The following is a 16280-nucleotide window of genomic DNA, read 5'->3' on the forward strand; positions in this document are numbered from 1 at the left end:
ATTCTACGAATTCTAAAGATATAAACAAGCTGGTAAGATCAGGAGCCAGGATATGATAAAAAAATATTTAGCCTCTTCTATTGTACTTTTAGCGTTTTTTTCGGGCAGCTTTAGCGCCAACGCGCAAGATGCCCAAAGACAAGTTCCGCAAAGTCCAATGGAAATGCAGCTTTCCTTTGCACCCTTGGTTAAAAAAGCTATGCCGGCAGTGGTTAATGTTTATGCGGCAAGACAAGTTCGGCGGCAAGCAACGCCTTTTGATGGAGATCCATTTTTTGAGCAGTTTTTTGGCGGCCGCTTTCAAAACCAGCCTCCCCGTGTTCAATCTTCACTAGGATCTGGTGTTATTGTTGATCAAAGCGGTTTGATTGTTACAAATTATCACGTGATCCGTGGTGCTGATGAAGTAAAGGTTGCATTGTCAGATGGGCGCGAGTTTGAAAGCAAGGTTTTATTGAAAGATGAGGCAACAGATATTGCCGTCTTAAAAATAGATCCGCATGGTTTGCAATTTCCGGTTTTAGCGCTTGCAGATTCTGACAAGGTTGAAGTTGGCGATTTGGTTTTAGCTATTGGTAACCCTTTTGGCGTTGGGCAGACTGTAACAAGTGGTATTGTGTCGGCACAAGCGCGAACTAAGGTTGGAATTTCTGATTTTGACTTTTTCATTCAGACCGATGCTGCAATTAATCCAGGTAATTCTGGTGGCGCACTTATCGGTATGGATGGAAATCTGATTGGGATTAATACTGCAATTTATTCACGCACTGGCGGTTCTATTGGTATTGGGTTTGCTATCCCTTCCAATCTTGTGCGATCGGTCGTTGAAACAGTAAAGCGTGGTGGCAGTAATTTTGAGCAGCCTTATCTTGGCGCATCATTTCAAGGATTAGACACAGCATTGGCTGAAAGTCTGGGTATGGAGCAGCCTTATGGCGCATTAGTAACTGATGTGCAAGCCAATAGTCCTGCAGCTAAGGCTGGTTTATCGGTTGGCGACATTATTTTAACCGCTCAAGGGCAAAAAATTGAAAATCCCGATGCACTCGGTTATCGTCTGTTAACCACTGGAATTGGTAAAAGCATTGATTTTGATATTATGCGCAATAGCAAGGTGGCCAAAATAACAGTTGTGCTTACAGCTATGCCAAATGATGCTTCAGGTTCTGCCGAAGTACTTACTGGCAATTCACCCTTTACAGGCACTGAAGTGTCCAATTTGACGCCAATGAATGCTCGGCGCTTTAATCAACCACAAAATGCTAAGGGTGTGGTGATAAGTAATGTTGATGATAATTCACGCGCAGCAAATATTTTTGCTAAAGGTGATGTGATAAGGGCGGTAAATGGCCAGCTTATTAATACAGTTAATGATTTGAAACAAGTTTTAAATGCGGGTCAGCCGCAAATTTGGCGACTAGAATTTGTACGTAATGGAGTTTTAATCCGACAATTCTATCGCTAGACTTAAATTCTAAGCATTTTAATTGAAAAAAAAGCGTATTTAAACTCAATTAAATACGCTTTTTATATTTATCAATGATGAAATACTAATTAACCAATCATTAGGTTTAGATTTTGTACTGCAGCACCAGAGGCTCCTTTGCCAAGATTATCAAGAACTGCAACGACATTTACAAGACTATCATTACCTGTGATATAAATTTTCAAACGATCAGTATTCACCAATTCCTCTGCATCTATACGGCTCATGGTTGCAGTTTGTTCCAAGGGATCAATCTCAACAATATCTTGGCCGCTATAATGTTGGCAAAAAAGCTCATACAACGCCTTTTTATCTATCTTAGCATTAAGGCGATTGAGATAAAGTGGCACATTAACAATCATACCTTGCGCAAAACGCCCGACACTTGGAGTGAAAATAGGACTATGCCCCAAAAGCCCGTGCATGGTTATTTCGGGAACGTGCTTATGTTTTAAATTTAGTCCATAAAGAAAATCATTGGCATGAATTGCGTCTTCACGTGTTAGATCTTCCATTTGTGCGATGAGTTGCTTGCCTCCGCCAGTATAGCCAGAAACAGCATTAATAGTGACTGGATAATCCTCTGGAAGAACGAGAGCTTCGCGCAATGGACGCAAAATCGATATTGCGCCAGTTGGATAACAACCCGGATTTGCAACATATTGCGCATTGGCAATGCGCTCGCTTTGCCCTTTGCTCATTTCAGCAAAACCGTAGGTCCAATTTGGGTCGATTCTAAAAGCAGTTGAACTATCAATAATGCGGGTAGGGCAGCCCTGTAGCATCTTTACTGCTTCTTTTGAAGCATCATCAGGCAAGCATAAAATTACAATATCGGCATTACGCAAATAATCAGCACGAATTTCTACATTGCGGCGATCTGCTTGAGGGATTGACAAAAGTTCAATATCATTGCGCATTTCAAGCCGCTTTGCAATTTGCAAGCCTGTAGTGCCGTGTTCACCATCAATAAAAACTTTTGCCATTTTAGTCTCCAAAAAACCTATTTAATGATTATATACATAGACTAGTCTATTTAAAATAGTAATTTTGAACGGGTTTGATAAAAAATGTAATGTGTTTTTGCTAAAAATGTAGAACGAAGATAGATAAGATTTTTGTAGTCATTATAAAAAAAGTATGCCCAATCGACCACAGTCGATGCTTCCTTTTAAAATCGTTTAAAAAACATATCGGTAATAGCCTATTGGCTTCATTTGTGTTATTGGCAAATGAGTTGCTGTTATAATAGAGGAAACCGCTCATGGTACAGTCCGCAAGCATGTCTTTAGATCGTTTTTTCAATGGTAATTTGGAATCAGTTGATTCTGATGTTTTTAATGCAATTCGTGGTGAGCTCGGTCGTCAGCGTCATGAAGTTGAGCTGATTGCTTCAGAAAATATTGTATCTCGCGCTGTGTTAGAAGCGCAAGGCTCGGTTTTTACCAACAAATATGCTGAAGGCTATCCAGGTAAGCGTTATTATGGCGGTTGCCAATATGCCGATGTCGTAGAAGAACTAGCTATTGAACGTGCCAAAAAATTGTTTAATTGTGGTTTTGCTAATGTGCAGCCTAATTCTGGTAGTCAGATGAATCAGGCGGTTTTTCTAGCATTGCTACAACCAGGTGATACCTTTATGGGGCTTGATCTAAATTCTGGTGGTCACTTAACCCATGGTTCACCAGTCAATATGTCAGGTAAATGGTTTAACGTTGTTTCATATGGCGTTCGCCGTGATGACCAATTATTAGACATGGAAGAAATTGCCAATCTTGCTCGCCAACACAAGCCTAAGCTTATCCTTGCAGGTGGTACTGCCTATTCTCGTATTTGGGATTGGGAACGTTTCCGTGAAATCGCCGATGAAATTGGCGCTTATCTCATGGTTGACATGGCTCACATTGCAGGCCTTGTGGCTGGTGGTCAGCATCCTTCCCCATTACCTTATGCCCATGTGGTCACCACAACAACCCACAAATCTTTACGCGGTCCTCGTGGCGGCATGATTTTGACCAATCATGAAGATATCGCCAAGAAAATTAATTCTGCAGTTTTCCCTGGGCTTCAGGGTGGTCCTTTAATGCATGTCATTGCTGCAAAAGCCGTTGCCTTTGGTGAAGCATTGCAACCAGAGTTTAAAACTTACGCACAAAATGTAGTTGAAAATGCCAAGGTTCTTGCAAAAACCTTGCAGTCTAGTGGTCTTGATATTGTTTCAGGTGGTACTGATAATCACTTAATGTTAGTTGATTTACGCCCTAAAAATGCAACAGGCAAGCGTGCTGAGGCAGCTCTTGGTCGCGCTAATATTACATGTAATAAAAATGGTATTCCATTCGACCCTGAAAAGCCATTTGTAACATCCGGTGTTCGTCTTGGTACGCCTGCCGGTACTGCCCGTGGTTTTATGGCTGGTGAATTTACCGAAATTGGTAATTTAATTGCTGAAGTTCTTGATGGTCTAAAGGCCGCGAATTCTGATGATGGTAATGCAGCAGTTGAGGAACATGTTCGCAAGAAAATTATCACTCTTACCGAGCGCTTCCCGCTTTATTCTTATTTAGGATAAGCTAAAATATTTTTGATCCTTGCTCCGGTTCAATATTTACTGCAAAAAGTTTATATGCTTTATGCTTTTAAATATTAGACCGGAGTTTTTAAATAATTGCTTTGTTCCATTAAAAATAAAATATAATAATATGCTCTTTAGTTTGAGTGCATATGCTGACTATTTATAGTCTTTTAATATCAACGGTTAATCACTAACTTTAAAAAAAGACTGAATGTAACTGATTTTATGTTTTTAATTTTTCCTGACACTATTAAAAGATTTTGGATTTTAGACTAGAATAAAGAGAGTGACCACAATATGCGCTGCCCCTTTTGTCAATGTGAAGATACACAGGTTAAGGATTCGCGTCCAACAGAAGATGGGTCGGTCATTCGCCGGCGCCGTATTTGCTCGGTATGCGGCGGGCGCTTTACCACCTTTGAGCGCGTGCAACTTCGTGAATTAATGGTGATTAAAAAAAGTGGTCGCCATATGCCTTTTGACCGTGAAAAATTAATGCGCTCCATCGATGTTGCGCTGCGCAAGCGCGAAATAGATAAAGAAAAAATTGATCGAGCAGTTTCCGGCATTGTGCGTCAGCTTGAAAGCTCTGGTGAAGTTGAAGTAACCTCCGAGGAGATTGGTCGTTTGGTGATGGAAGCATTAAAGCGCATTGATGATATTGCGTATATTCGATTTGCATCGGTTTATCGCAATTTTAGTTCGGCGCAAGATTTCCATAATATTATCGATGAGGTAAAAATTTCCCCGATCGACGAGGTTAAGGAATGACATTAGACGAACAGCAGTTGCATCAACGGTTTATGGAAGTTGCTATTCGTTTGGGCCGACAAAATCTTGGGTGTACGGCAGAAAATCCAAGTGTTGGCGCGGTAATTGTTAAGGAAATGAACGGCAAACCAATTATCATCGGTATTGGTGTTACAGCCGTTGGTGGCCGCCCCCACGCAGAGCCACAAGCCTTGCAGCAAGCTGGGGCTAGCGCAAAGGGTGCAACTGCTTATGTAACTTTAGAGCCGTGTTCTCATCATGGAAAAACACCACCTTGTGTTGATGCATTAATTGCGGCAGGAGTAAAAAGGGTAGTGATAGCTTTAGATGATCCCGATCCGCGTGTGAGCGGACGAGGGATAGCGCGGCTTAAAGCTGCTGGTATTGATGTTGTTCAAGATATTGCAAGTCGAAAGGCTTTTGAAGGTTTAGCAGGCTTTTTAACTAGAATTACAAAAAAACGCCCTTTTATAACCCAAAAGCTTGCTTTGTCTCAAGATGGTTATATTGGTAGAATTAGCGAGGCAAATACCCCGATAACTGGAATTTTATCAAAAGCACGCACCCATATTTTAAGGGCTGAAAGCGATGCCATTTTAGTAGGTATTGGCACGATAAAAATAGACGATCCAATGTTGGATTGTCGCTTGCCGGGCCTCGAAAAGCGTTCGCCAATTCGTATCGTGCTTGATAGTGATTTAAGTATTTCAGTTGAAAGTCGTATTGTGCTTTCGGCAAAGAAAACTCCACTTTGGATTATTTGCAATGAAAAGAGTGATAAAAATAAGCAAAAATTACTCGAGGCATTAGGCTGCCGTATTATTCCATTTGGTGAAAATATTCATAATAATTTAAATGAGCTTATGGAATTTTTTGGGGGCGAGGGTATTAATAATTTGCTTGTTGAAGGTGGTCGTAAAGTCGCACAATCTTTTTATGATAGCGGTTTAATTGATAGACTTATATTATTAAAATCAAATCAAAAAATTGAAACTAATGGCTACGCCGCACCACAATTTTTAAATTTGCAAAAAGACTATCGGCAAAGCAGTCAAAAAAGCTATGACAATGATATTTGGTGCATATGGGAAAGGATTTAGTTATGTTTACGGGTATTGTTACTGATATAGGTCGCATTGAACAAATAACTCCGCTTGATGAAGGTTTACGCTTTCGCATTGCAACGACATATGATCCCTCAACCATTGATATTGGCGCGTCTATCGCATGTAGTGGCATTTGCTTGACCGTTGTTGCCCTGCCTGAAGAAACAAGCGCGGAATCATGGTTTGAAGTGGAAGCTTGGGAAGAGGCTTTGCGACTTACAACCATTGGATCGTGGCAGATTGATAAACAAATCAATCTCGAGCGTTCGTTAAAACTTGGTGATGAAATGGGCGGCCATTTGGTTTCAGGCCATGTCGATGGTACGGCAGAAATCATAAAAAAAGATGGCGAGGGAGAGGCAATAAGATTTACCATTAAGGTAGATGAAAAATTAGCGCGCTTTATTGCACAAAAGGGTTCTGTTTGCCTTGATGGAACATCGTTAACGGTTAACAAGGTGGAGCGAACTACTTTTGACGTGCTGATTATTCGTCATACGCTCGAGGTTACAACTTGGGGACAGCGCGAAGTTGGTGATATTCTTAATATAGAAATTGACCAATTGGCTCGTTATGCCGCCCGCTTAGCAGTATTTTCTTAATAGTAATTATCTCAAGCTCGAAAAAGGGCGGATATTAAGCTTATAATTCGTTGATGCAATTATCATTTAACTCGCTTAATAATGCCAAAAATGGAGAGTTTTTCTTTTCATTTTGCCACATTGGGAGTATTGATAGTTAAAACACTTTTTGGAGATGGCAATGAATTCGAAAAAAGAACGCCCTTTGCATTTATTGATTGTAGAAGCTCGTTTTTATGATCATTTGGCTGATAGTTTGCTTGAGGGCGCTAAAAAACACCTTGATGGGGTAGGTGCAACCTATGATGTTGTAACCGTGCCAGGTGCATTGGAAATTCCAGGTGTTATTGCCAATGCTTATAAAAGCTATGATGTACATTATGATGGTTATATTGCGCTTGGCTGTGTTATTCGTGGCGAAACCTACCATTTCGAAATTGTTGCTAATGAGTCATGTCGTGGCATCATGGAATTGACAATGCGCAAGCGTCTTGCTATCGGCAATGGTATTCTAACAGTTGAAAATGAAGAACAGGCTATCGCGCGCGCCAGTGTCCTAGATAAGGACAAGGGTGGTTTTGCTGCAGATGCCGCATTAAAAATGATTGCATTAAAAAAGCAATTTGGAGTAAGTGAGTGAGCGAAGAGAATAAAAAGCCATCTGTGCGGCCGGCAAATAAACGAGGTGCAGCGCGTCTTGCGGCCGTGCAGGCGCTTTATCAAATGGATATTGCCGGAAGTGGTGTGATGGAAACAGTGACCGAATATGAGAGTTTTCGGTTAGGTAAAGATATTGATGGTGATCAATATCTGGAAGCTGATGCGCAGTGGTTCCGCTCAATCATTGCAGGCGTTGTTGCCGAACAACGCGAAATAGATCCACTCATTCATGATTTTTTGCCTGAAGGTTGGCCTTTATCGCGTATTGATACAACCTTACGTGCGATTTTACGCGCGGGTATTTGGGAATTAAAGAATCGTCCAGAAGTACCGCTTCCAGTGATTGTATCTGAATATGTTGATATTGCAAAAGCATTTTTTGGCAAGGAAGAGCCAAAGCTTGTTAATGCCTTGCTAGATAATTCAGCTAAGCAATTGCGAAAAAGCTAAATTATATATTTTAAATTATAATGAAAGGTACTGTTTCGTTTCGGGAACAGTGCTTTTTATTTTGTGTATTATATGTTGGATGAAAGTTCATCTATATTTACTAAATTATAGCTATTGGTTTAAATCTACGTTACTGCTTTAACAGTTTATTGATATGATTTAAAATTTCCATTGCATCAATATCGACCATACCTGTCTTACTTTTTTTGTCATTATTGCGGCTGTATAAATCGATAAGTTGATAACCAATGCTATATCCTGCCCAGCGTGGCAAATCACCCGTGCCGAAAAACCATTCATAATGGTTGTAATTTTCATTCTTTAGCTGACTTTTTGCAAGCTTGATTATTTGATTTGTTATTTCAACTTTGCACCAAGGCGGTACAGGCATCGAAGTAATAAACGTTGAAAAATAGTCGGCGAGACCTTCGGAAATGATTGCTTCGCCAAGCGTTTCTCCATAGCCATGTCGTGCCTATCGCATCGCATGATGCAATTCATGTGCAATGGCTTGGGCAAAATGACCTTCCGCAAGTTTAGCTGAAAAATTTTCGTTTTGTGAATCAATGCTAATGGAAATAAGTTCAGCTTTATAGCAGCTACCGCCCACGCCAATTTCGGGAATAATATTAGTGGGATCATTGCCGATTAAAACATCAGTGGCAATATTATGATCCTTAGCAGGTACAATTTTTTCAATCTTTAAGCGTAGTGCTTCGATCTGAGTTCGAATAATATCTTTCCAAGAAGATAAATCGCCTGCTGCCTCAAGAAAATGCAATCGTAAATCCATTATTAAATTCCATTGTTAATATTCAATTTACGTAAAATTTATGTAAAAATGCAACTATTTTGTCAATTGTTTTTATTGTATATCAGTACGTTATGGCAAAATTATATTTTTTTGATGTGGGCATTTTTTTAGTATTTTTCTTCATACTGTCATTTAAGCATGAGACAATAGGCGATAAATTAATAAAGTACGAGCTTCCTTTTTGCATGATTTAAATATTGATTTGGCTAATTAATTGATTTTTATAAAAAACTAATTTCTTTCCAAAATTAGTTTTCCTAACGAATTGAAGTGTTGGCGATAAATAAATTTTAAAAAAAGTACTTTGTTTTGACCTATTTCGAGGCGGGGCTTTTATGGAAAGAAATTTTGATGTCTTTATTATCGGTGGCGGTATCAATGGTTGTGGCTTGGCTCGTGATGCTGCGGGACGAGGTTTTAAAGTTTGTTTAGCCGAGATGAATGATATTGCATCGGGTGCGTCTTCGGCATCAACAAAGCTTATTCATGGTGGTTTGCGTTATCTTGAGCAGGGTGCCTTTAGCTTGGTGCGCGAGAGCTTAAAAGAACGGGAAACTATTTGGAAAATTGCGCCCCATATTGTGCAACCATTGCAGTTTTTACTGCCGCATCATAAGGACATTAGACCTAAATGGTTTTTAAATATGGGAATGTTTATTTATAGCCGTTTGGGTGCGAGAACGGTACTTCCCCACTCGAGAGCGGTTGATTTTTCAAAAGCAGTTAGTAATCCGCTGAAACAAAATTATAATAAGGGTTTTGAATATTATGATACGCGTGTTGATGATGCGCGTCTTGCCATTCTTAATGCGCGCCACGCTCAACAATTGGGGGCTGATATTCGTGTGCGTAGCAAAGTTATTTCAGTAAAGATTATCAATGATCGATGGCATATCACCGTGCAGCGTGAAGGACATAGGCAGGAAACTCATTACACAGCTAGTTTTTTAGTAAATATGGCAGGCGCTTGGATGGATAATATCTTGGGCGATGTAGCAAGTTTAAAGGTTCATTCGCCGATAAGATTGGTGCAGGGCTCTCATATTATTGTGCCGCGTCTTTATAAGCATGAGCATGCTTATATGTTTCAAAATGCCGATCGAAGGGTTCTTTTTGCTATACCATTTCAACAAGACTATACACTGATTGGCACTACGGATATTGATTATCAGGGTGATCTTGGCAAAGTGAAAATCACCACTGAAGAGATAGATTATTTATGTGCCGCTTCAAATGAATATTTTACCCAACAAATTAGCCCTGAAAAGGTAGTTTGGTCTTTTTCAGGCATTAGGGCTCTATATGATAACGGTGAGAAAAACGCTCAGGAAACCAGCCGCGATTATCTTTTAAAGCTTGCCGATACAAAATTGCCTCTTTTAACCCTATATGGCGGAAAAATGACAACTTTTCGTAAGCTTGCTGAAGATGCAATGGGTTTTGTTGAAAAATATTTAGGAAAACGCAAAGGGAAATGGACTGCAAATGTTTGCCTGCCCGGTGGTGATTTCCCTCATGGAGATTTTGAAGGTTTAGAAAAAAGCGTTGCTAAGATGTTACCAATGCTAGATCGCTTTACGGTTAACCGTTTAACAAGCTGTTATGGAACAGATGTATTCTATATTTTTAATAGGGATAATAGAGATTTTGGCATTGATTTTGGGCACGGGCTATTTGAGGTGGAGGTTGATTGGCTTATTAAAAGAGAATGGGCGCAAACCGCCAATGATATTTTGTGGCGTCGTACCAAGTTGGGGCTAAAATTTGATGATGATCAGCGTGAAGTATTAGAAAACTACTTATCCGATCGTTTGATCCAACCATAGTTAATTGCTGAAAAATTTGCATATATATTAAGATGTTTCTTATAAAAAGCCTCCTACAATATTATTTGTAAGAGGCTTAATTTTAGATCAGATAATTTAATTAAATTTAGCGCTTATCAACTGGAACGTAATCGCGTTCGGCAGCGCCTGTGTAAAGCTGACGAGGGCGGCCAATTTTTTGTGCAGGATCTTCAATCATTTCCATCCATTGTGCAACCCAGCCAACACTGCGAGCTAAGGCAAATAGAACAGTAAACATATTGGTTGGGAAGCCAAGAGCCTTCAAGGTAATGCCTGAATAGAAGTCAACATTGGGATAAAGCTTCTTTTCAACAAAATATGGATCATGCAGCGCAATTTTTTCAAGTTCCATAGCAATGTCAAGAAGTGGATCATCTTTAATGCCAAGTTCAGTAAGTACTTCGTGGCATGTTTGCTGCATGATACGCGCACGAGGATCATAATTTTTATAAACACGATGACCAAAGCCCATAAGGCGGAACGGATCATCCTTATCTTTAGCGCGCGCAATAAATTCGGGGATACGATCTACAGAGCCAATTTCTTCAAGCATTTTTAAGCAAGCTTCATTGGCACCACCATGTGCAGGGCCCCAAAGACAGGCAACGCCGGCAGCGATACATGCAAAAGGATTGGCACCAGATGAACCAGCTAAACGCACCGTTGATGTTGAAGCATTTTGTTCATGATCCGCATGGAGCGTAAAGATTCGATCCATCGCGCGGCCAAGTATTGGGTTAACAACATATTCCTCACAAGGCACGGCAAAACACATATGCAAGAAATTTGACGCATAATCAAGCGAGTTGCGTGGATATACGAAAGGCTGGCCGATCGAATATTTATATGCCATTGCAGCAAGGGTTGGTACTTTCGCAACAAGGCGGATTGAAGCAACCATGCGCTGATGCGGATCAGTAATATCAATTGAATCGTGATAGAAAGCCGACATAGCGCCAAGACAGGCAACCATGACTGCCATTGGGTGAGAATCGCGGCGAAAGCCTTGGAAGAAGCGAGCAAATTGTTCGTGCATCATATTGTGGTGTTGAACACGATAGTCAAAATCTGCCTTTTGTGCAGCTGTTGGTAGTTCTCCATAAAGAAGAAGATAGCAAGTTTCTAAAAAGTCGCCTTTTTCTGCCAATTGTTCAATTGGATAACCGCGGTAAAGAAGAACACCTGCATCACCATCAATATAAGTGATTTTTGATTCGCATGATGCGGTGGATGTGAAGCCTGGATCATAGGTAAAAGTACCCGTTTCCTTATAAAGAGGGGCAATTTCAATAACATCAGGTCCCAAGGTGCCTTTTCGCACTGGTAATTCGATCGATTTACCCTCGACCATAATATGAGCGCTATTATCCGACATAATTTTCCCTTTCAAATCCTCATCCCATTGGAATAGAGTATGCAATTTCATTGCTAATAAAAATCATTTTATTCATTGAGTATTCTTGTTAGCCTACTCAAAATCATTTCAGTTGCAACGTCAAATTTGTATTATTTTAGTGTTATGTGTCACAGCTCCGTGATAAATTTTGTTAAATCCTAATAGATCTAATTACTGCTTACATTAAAATGAAAATTTTGTGATCAAAATTGCTGCTTAACGTGAGTTTAGTTGTTTTGACCATCCAACCTACCGAATTAATGTTAGTTAATATCTATTTTAACAACGAAGATTTATCCCCTAGGTAATGCATATTAAATTATAAGGGGATTTAATTACATAACAAAACATTGCATGTTTATAAAACTCCTCCCAGTTTTACAATAACAGCTTCAACGCATATTTAAAGCACTTTGAATAAAATATTTGCTTACTTTCCAAATACTCTAAATGTGCTAAGCAAGATTATATATTCCGCGATATCAAAATTTTAGTTTGCGGAACATATAATCTTACACAGCGGTGGTTTAGTTGCAATTAATTTATGATAATTGCTCCCTTACGCGGGCAATAGATTCGTCTCTTCCAAGTACAGCTAACACGTCAAATACACCTGGCGATACAGCTCTACCAGTTAATGCTGCGCGTAAAGGCTGGGCTATTTTACCTAGTTTTACGCCACTTGCTTCGCTATGAGCGTTAATTGCAGCATGTAGTGCGTCATCACTCCATTCAATGCAATTTTCTAAAACAGGTAAAGTGTTAGCAAGAATGGCTTTGCCGTCGTTGTCAAGAAGGGACGCCGCTTTTTCGTCAAGCTTTAACGGGCGCTCTGCAAAAATAAATGCAGCACCGTCAATTAATTCAACCAGTGTTTTGGCTCTTGCTTTTAATCCTGGCATAGCAGCAAGAAATTGCGCTCGCTTTTCATCGGTAAGTTTTGCAAGAATATCAGCTCCACCTTCAATTTCAGGCAAGATGTCAATTGCGCTTTCAAGTAAGAACAAATCATCACTTGCTCGAATATACTGGCCATTAATCGCTTCAAGCTTTTTGAAATCAAACCGCGAAGCCCCTTTATTGATGTCATCAATATCAAACCACGAGATCATTTCATCCATGCTCATAATTTCATCATCGCCATGGCTCCAACCCAAACGGACGAGATAATTACGTAAAGCTACTGGTAAATAACCCATAGCGCGATAGGCTTCAACACCAAGAGCTCCGTGACGTTTAGACAGTTTTGCCCCATCAGCACCATGAATAAGTGGAATATGCGCCATTTGTGGAATATTCCATTCCATTGCTTGATAAATAATGGTTTGGCGGGCTGAATTGGTTAAATGGTCGTCACCACGAATGATATGACTAACTCCCATATCGTGGTCATCGACAACAACCGCATGCATGTAGGTAGGTGTGCCATCTGAACGTAAAATAATAAAATCATCAAGATCTTTATTAGGAAAGCGCACTTCACCCTGTACATGATCATGCACAATAGTTTCGCCAACCGTTGGTGCTTTAATGCGAATTACTGGTTTAATGCCTTGAGGTGCTTCAGATGCATCACGATCTCTCCACCGCCCATCATAGCGCGGTGGTTTACCTTCTGCGCGTGCAGTTTCACGCATTTGGGTTAGTTCATCTGGGCTTGCATAGCAGTAATAGGCTCTACCCTTGGCAACCAGCTCCTCTGCAACTTCACGGTGCCGCTCAACACGGCTAAGTTGTGATATAGCATCGCCATCCCAGTCAAGGCCAAGCCAAGTTAGGCCATCTAAAATCGCATTTACGGCAGCATCAGTGGAGCGCTCGCGATCGGTATCTTCAATGCGCAGTAGCATTTTGCCGTCAGAATGCTTGGCATATAACCAATTAAATAAAGCAGTCCTTGCACCACCAATATGCAAAAAACCTGTTGGTGAAGGGGCAAAGCGTGTGACCACCGGTGCAGACATATAATACTCCGAATTTCTTACCCATTTATCATGGGTCAATTTTTATAAGCTTAAAGCGACTCTTTGATATTTAATGCTTATCATTTTAATTGTGCTATTCCAACGAATAGGGAAAAAATTTTTTAATTCCTAATAAAGTGCATAACCAGTATAAATTTGCGTTATAAAATACAAGGAAACTTGCTTTTCAAGGCTTGCATTCATTTCAAGATTTCGCTATTGGAGTTTTGCTTAATAGCTAGCTCTTGCTAAAGAGCAAGATAGGCCGCAGTAGCTCAGTCGGTAGAGCACATCATTCGTAATGATGGGGTCGTAGGTTCGATTCCTATCTGCGGCACCAAAAGGTCAATAAAATCAATGTATTGATATTTATCGAGATGTGGCCTTTAGGTTTATTGAATTTGTTGAGAACTCATAAAGCCTAGTTTCAAGTGCATTATTAGCTTTTCTTAAATGGTCTGGTTAAAACTGTACATAGACTTTTTCTGTTACCGATATATTAGAATACTTTTAATAAGGTGTAATTTCACTTATACTGATTCCAGCTTTTGCCATCCATACAGCAGCAGAGTGTAGCGCGCCAAGATTTTTGAGACAAAATTACAAAATTTTTGAGACAGCATCATCTAGCTACATAACTTTAGAATCATCAAAAATGTGTTGTTCTGAACACCAGTGCATAACCTCTCAAATTAGTTGATACGCTTTCGTACCCAAGCAATGTTTGGTCTTAAGAAAACCACCGATTTGAGGGTAAAGGCCATGAGCAAGTTATTTTGGAAAGCCGTAATTAATGATGTTCAAAACACAGCATGTGCGCCTTATGAAGTCGAGGCTTTGTTAGATAGTTTTGAATATACAATGAAAACAATGGCAACAACACTGGCACGCAAAGCTTGGTATGATCTTGCCGATTATGGCACTGCAAAGCAAAGCGGTATTGATGGTTTTACCTTGATGTTAGAGCGCATAAAGGTTTTGGATACTTATCAATGGGTGGGGAATTTTGAGAACGGCAATAAAAAATTAGAAGTCATTGGCATGCTCGAAAAAGATTGATTAGCAATATTATAGTTAAATCAAAAGCCATTTGACGTTACTTCAAATGGCTTTTTTATTGTTCTTAAACGTTGGTGATTATAAGCTCTTTCGCTTTATGGCCGTTATCCGAACCGCACGTATAATTAACATCAACTTCGGTTATGTTAAATCCCGCAAACATTTCCTTTATTTCTGGCACATTATTGATCGACATAATGAATTTGCCCTTAAGTTTACCAAAGCGTTCGGCCATCAAAGCAAATTGATCACGATTGAATAGGTTTTTACCGTAATAATCTTCGGTTCCCCAATAAGGTGGATCACAATAAAATAAGGTACCAGCACGGTCATAGCGGTTTATTAACTCAAGCCAATCCATATTTTCAATAATTACACCGGTTAAGCGTTCATGAATATCTTCAAGCATTGGAGCCAGTTTTAAAAGGTTAAAACGCCCTCCACGATCATAGTCGATGCCAAAACTTTGACTCATTACTTTGCCGCCAAAGGATAGCCTTTGAAGATATAGGAAACGTGCGGCGCGTTCTAAGTCAGTTAATGTTGATGGTAGGCAAGATTTTAAACGTTCAAACTCACGTCGGCTTGTAATTTGAAATTTTAAAGTGTCCATAAATTGCGGATAATGGCGTTGCAAAATTCTAAAGAAATTAGCAATTTCACCTGAGCGATCATTAATAACCTCAGCTTTTGGTGCATTGGATCTGCGGAAAAATACGCCGCCCATACCCACAAATGGCTCAGCATAGAGCTTATGAGGTATTTCAGAAATTGCTTCGCAAAGAATTGCTGAAAGGTTACGTTTCCCGCCGATATAACCGGCAGCAGGAGTGATTGGCTGTACATTCATCATTTGTTAAAACATTTCATTCATAAGCGCGCCATCATCGTCTTTAGCTAGGTGGTGATAAGCGGCTGCGATGTTATGTTTATGTTGCATCGGGTGGGGATGGTGTCCAATCAAGCCCCATTGGCTGGCATTAGCCAGCCCGGCCTTTAGTTAAGGCCAATTGACTGTATCAAAGATGCCTTGCGCTTCTTCTACCGTTGTTGCAGCATCAATATTGGCCTTTGTTTGCAGCCGTATAGTTTCAATAGCCGCGCCCACTTGTTCCCAAAGTGCATAAGCCCAAGTAATATTTTCAGCGACTTCCGCCAAAGTTTCACCATCAATGCCAAGGCTAGATTTTAACAGCAAATATTCATTTTCATTGGGAGCTTTGTTGTTATCTGGATCTTTTAAATGGGCGGCTAAAGCTTTGGAATAGTTTGCGGCTTGATTGACCTTTTCTTGATAGGTCATAGATTGACCAACGCCTGGTGTTATATATTTTAGCCTTGCTATTTCTGCATCGTGATCAATAGAAGACTTTAAAGCGTTTTTCACTTCCAACAAGGTTGGCGCAACCAATGGTTTTAAAATGGGGTGACCGCTTTTATCAGAAATAATTTCTTGCCCTTTACTTTGCCCTTCTAATAATTCTTGATGCTGCTTATCACTAATCTCTACACAGTCATCTATTTCGGCACTTGCAAAAAATCCGCGTTCTTTTGCTGAATAATAAACCATT

The 16280-nt window shown here is 40.0% G+C and carries 15 protein-coding genes, 1 tRNA gene and 1 pseudogene; 10 read left to right on the forward strand and 7 right to left on the reverse strand.

Annotation, left to right across the window (positions count from 1 at the left end; translation table 11 throughout):
- Positions 1-52 precede the first annotated feature (52 nt).
- Positions 53-1465, forward strand: a complete 1413-nt coding sequence (locus tag N6A79_RS05745; RefSeq protein ID WP_268547323.1) for a DegQ family serine endoprotease — start codon at positions 53-55, stop codon at positions 1463-1465.
- Between the two features lie 89 nt (positions 1466-1554).
- Here the strand turns inward: N6A79_RS05745 and argC are convergent, their stop codons facing one another.
- Positions 1555-2472 (reverse strand): N-acetyl-gamma-glutamyl-phosphate reductase, encoded by a 918-nt coding sequence (gene argC / locus N6A79_RS05750; protein WP_268547324.1) that lies wholly within the window; start codon positions 2470-2472, stop codon positions 1555-1557.
- Positions 2473-2750: 278 nt separating this feature from the next.
- On the opposite strand from argC, the gene glyA reads away from it, so the two are divergent.
- The 6 genes from glyA (at position 2751) to nusB (ending at position 7629) form a co-directional block, all read left to right on the forward strand.
- A complete protein-coding gene (gene glyA, locus N6A79_RS05755; protein WP_268547325.1) occupies positions 2751-4058 on the forward strand; it encodes a serine hydroxymethyltransferase in 1308 nt (435 codons plus the stop codon).
- A gap of 300 nt (positions 4059-4358) precedes the next feature.
- Positions 4359-4832, forward strand: a complete 474-nt coding sequence (nrdR, locus tag N6A79_RS05760) for a transcriptional regulator NrdR (RefSeq protein ID WP_182419314.1) — start codon at positions 4359-4361, stop codon at positions 4830-4832.
- The gene (gene ribD, locus N6A79_RS05765) at positions 4829-5932 is read left to right on the forward strand and encodes a bifunctional diaminohydroxyphosphoribosylaminopyrimidine deaminase/5-amino-6-(5-phosphoribosylamino)uracil reductase RibD (protein WP_268547326.1); all 1104 of its coding nucleotides are present in this window, start codon (positions 4829-4831) and stop codon (positions 5930-5932) included. The genes nrdR and ribD overlap by 4 nt, the downstream gene beginning before the upstream one ends.
- Positions 5933-5934: 2 nt before the next feature.
- Positions 5935-6540, forward strand: coding sequence for a riboflavin synthase (locus tag N6A79_RS05770; RefSeq protein ID WP_268547327.1), 606 nt, complete (start codon positions 5935-5937; stop codon positions 6538-6540).
- A gap of 160 nt (positions 6541-6700) precedes the next feature.
- Positions 6701-7159 carry a 6,7-dimethyl-8-ribityllumazine synthase gene (locus N6A79_RS05775; RefSeq protein ID WP_182419317.1) on the forward strand — a complete coding sequence of 153 codons (459 nt, stop codon included), beginning with the start codon at positions 6701-6703 and terminating at the stop codon, positions 7157-7159.
- Positions 7156-7629, forward strand: coding sequence for a transcription antitermination factor NusB (gene nusB, locus N6A79_RS05780; protein ID WP_182419318.1), 474 nt, complete (start codon positions 7156-7158; stop codon positions 7627-7629). The genes N6A79_RS05775 and nusB overlap by 4 nt, the downstream gene beginning before the upstream one ends.
- Before the next feature lie 130 nt (positions 7630-7759).
- Here nusB and N6A79_RS05785 read toward each other — a convergent pair.
- A pseudogene (locus tag N6A79_RS05785) lies at positions 7760-8080 on the reverse strand (DUF2268 domain-containing putative Zn-dependent protease); the annotation flags it as partial.
- A 24-nt stretch (positions 8081-8104) separates the two neighbouring features.
- Positions 8105-8422: a hypothetical protein gene (locus N6A79_RS05790; RefSeq protein ID WP_268547328.1), complete on the reverse strand. Its 318-nt coding sequence runs from the start codon at positions 8420-8422 to the stop codon at positions 8105-8107.
- A 356-nt stretch (positions 8423-8778) separates the two neighbouring features.
- On the opposite strand from N6A79_RS05790, the gene glpD reads away from it, so the two are divergent.
- On the forward strand, positions 8779-10269 hold the full coding sequence (glpD, locus tag N6A79_RS05795) for a glycerol-3-phosphate dehydrogenase (RefSeq protein WP_268547329.1): 1491 nt from the start codon (positions 8779-8781) through the stop codon (positions 10267-10269).
- Positions 10270-10375: 106 nt separating this feature from the next.
- Here glpD and gltA read toward each other — a convergent pair whose 3' ends face one another.
- Together gltA and gltX are read right to left on the reverse strand one after the other, a co-directional pair.
- The gene (gene gltA, locus N6A79_RS05800) at positions 10376-11665 is read right to left on the reverse strand and encodes a citrate synthase (protein WP_182419321.1); all 1290 of its coding nucleotides are present in this window, start codon (positions 11663-11665) and stop codon (positions 10376-10378) included.
- Between the two features lie 563 nt (positions 11666-12228).
- Positions 12229-13650, reverse strand: a complete 1422-nt coding sequence (gltX, locus tag N6A79_RS05805) for a glutamate--tRNA ligase (protein WP_268547330.1) — start codon at positions 13648-13650, stop codon at positions 12229-12231.
- A gap of 264 nt (positions 13651-13914) precedes the next feature.
- Between gltX and N6A79_RS05810 the strand changes: the two genes are divergently transcribed.
- Positions 13915-13990: transfer RNA gene (locus N6A79_RS05810), tRNA-Thr, on the forward strand.
- Positions 13991-14412: 422 nt separating this feature from the next.
- Positions 14413-14709 carry a hypothetical protein gene (locus tag N6A79_RS05815; RefSeq protein ID WP_268547331.1) on the forward strand — a complete coding sequence of 99 codons (297 nt, stop codon included), beginning with the start codon at positions 14413-14415 and terminating at the stop codon, positions 14707-14709.
- Between the two features lie 64 nt (positions 14710-14773).
- Here the strand turns inward: N6A79_RS05815 and N6A79_RS05820 are convergent, their stop codons facing one another.
- Both N6A79_RS05820 and N6A79_RS05825 read right to left on the reverse strand, forming a co-directional pair.
- Positions 14774-15562 carry a DNA adenine methylase gene (locus N6A79_RS05820; RefSeq protein ID WP_268547332.1) on the reverse strand — a complete coding sequence of 263 codons (789 nt, stop codon included), beginning with the start codon at positions 15560-15562 and terminating at the stop codon, positions 14774-14776.
- Between the two features lie 147 nt (positions 15563-15709).
- A complete protein-coding gene (locus tag N6A79_RS05825) occupies positions 15710-16279 on the reverse strand; it encodes a hypothetical protein (protein ID WP_268547333.1) in 570 nt (189 codons plus the stop codon).
- Position 16280: the final 1 nt, after the last annotated feature.

Origin of the sequence: Bartonella sp. HY761, from assembly GCF_026743145.1 — a bacterium.
In the GTDB taxonomy this organism is placed as follows: Bacteria; Pseudomonadota; Alphaproteobacteria; order Rhizobiales; family Rhizobiaceae; genus HY038.

Coding starts and splice junctions, on each gene's coding strand:
- N6A79_RS05745 (WP_268547323.1), top strand. CDS start 53: ATGATAAAAAAATATTTAGCCTCTTCTATTGTACTTTTAGCGTTTTTT.
- argC (WP_268547324.1), bottom strand. CDS start 2,472: ATGGCAAAAGTTTTTATTGATGGTGAACACGGCACTACAGGCTTGCAA.
- glyA (WP_268547325.1), top strand. CDS start 2,751: ATGGTACAGTCCGCAAGCATGTCTTTAGATCGTTTTTTCAATGGTAAT.
- nrdR (WP_182419314.1), top strand. CDS start 4,359: ATGCGCTGCCCCTTTTGTCAATGTGAAGATACACAGGTTAAGGATTCG.
- ribD (WP_268547326.1), top strand. CDS start 4,829: ATGACATTAGACGAACAGCAGTTGCATCAACGGTTTATGGAAGTTGCT.
- N6A79_RS05770 (WP_268547327.1), top strand. CDS start 5,935: ATGTTTACGGGTATTGTTACTGATATAGGTCGCATTGAACAAATAACT.
- N6A79_RS05775 (WP_182419317.1), top strand. CDS start 6,701: ATGAATTCGAAAAAAGAACGCCCTTTGCATTTATTGATTGTAGAAGCT.
- N6A79_RS05790 (WP_268547328.1), bottom strand. CDS start 8,422: ATGGATTTACGATTGCATTTTCTTGAGGCAGCAGGCGATTTATCTTCT.
- glpD (WP_268547329.1), top strand. CDS start 8,779: ATGGAAAGAAATTTTGATGTCTTTATTATCGGTGGCGGTATCAATGGT.
- gltA (WP_182419321.1), bottom strand. CDS start 11,665: ATGTCGGATAATAGCGCTCATATTATGGTCGAGGGTAAATCGATCGAA.
- gltX (WP_268547330.1), bottom strand. CDS start 13,650: ATGTCTGCACCGGTGGTCACACGCTTTGCCCCTTCACCAACAGGTTTT.
- N6A79_RS05815 (WP_268547331.1), top strand. CDS start 14,413: ATGAGCAAGTTATTTTGGAAAGCCGTAATTAATGATGTTCAAAACACA.
- N6A79_RS05820 (WP_268547332.1), bottom strand. CDS start 15,562: ATGATGAATGTACAGCCAATCACTCCTGCTGCCGGTTATATCGGCGGG.
- N6A79_RS05825 (WP_268547333.1), bottom strand. CDS start 16,279: ATGGTTTATTATTCAGCAAAAGAACGCGGATTTTTTGCAAGTGCCGAA.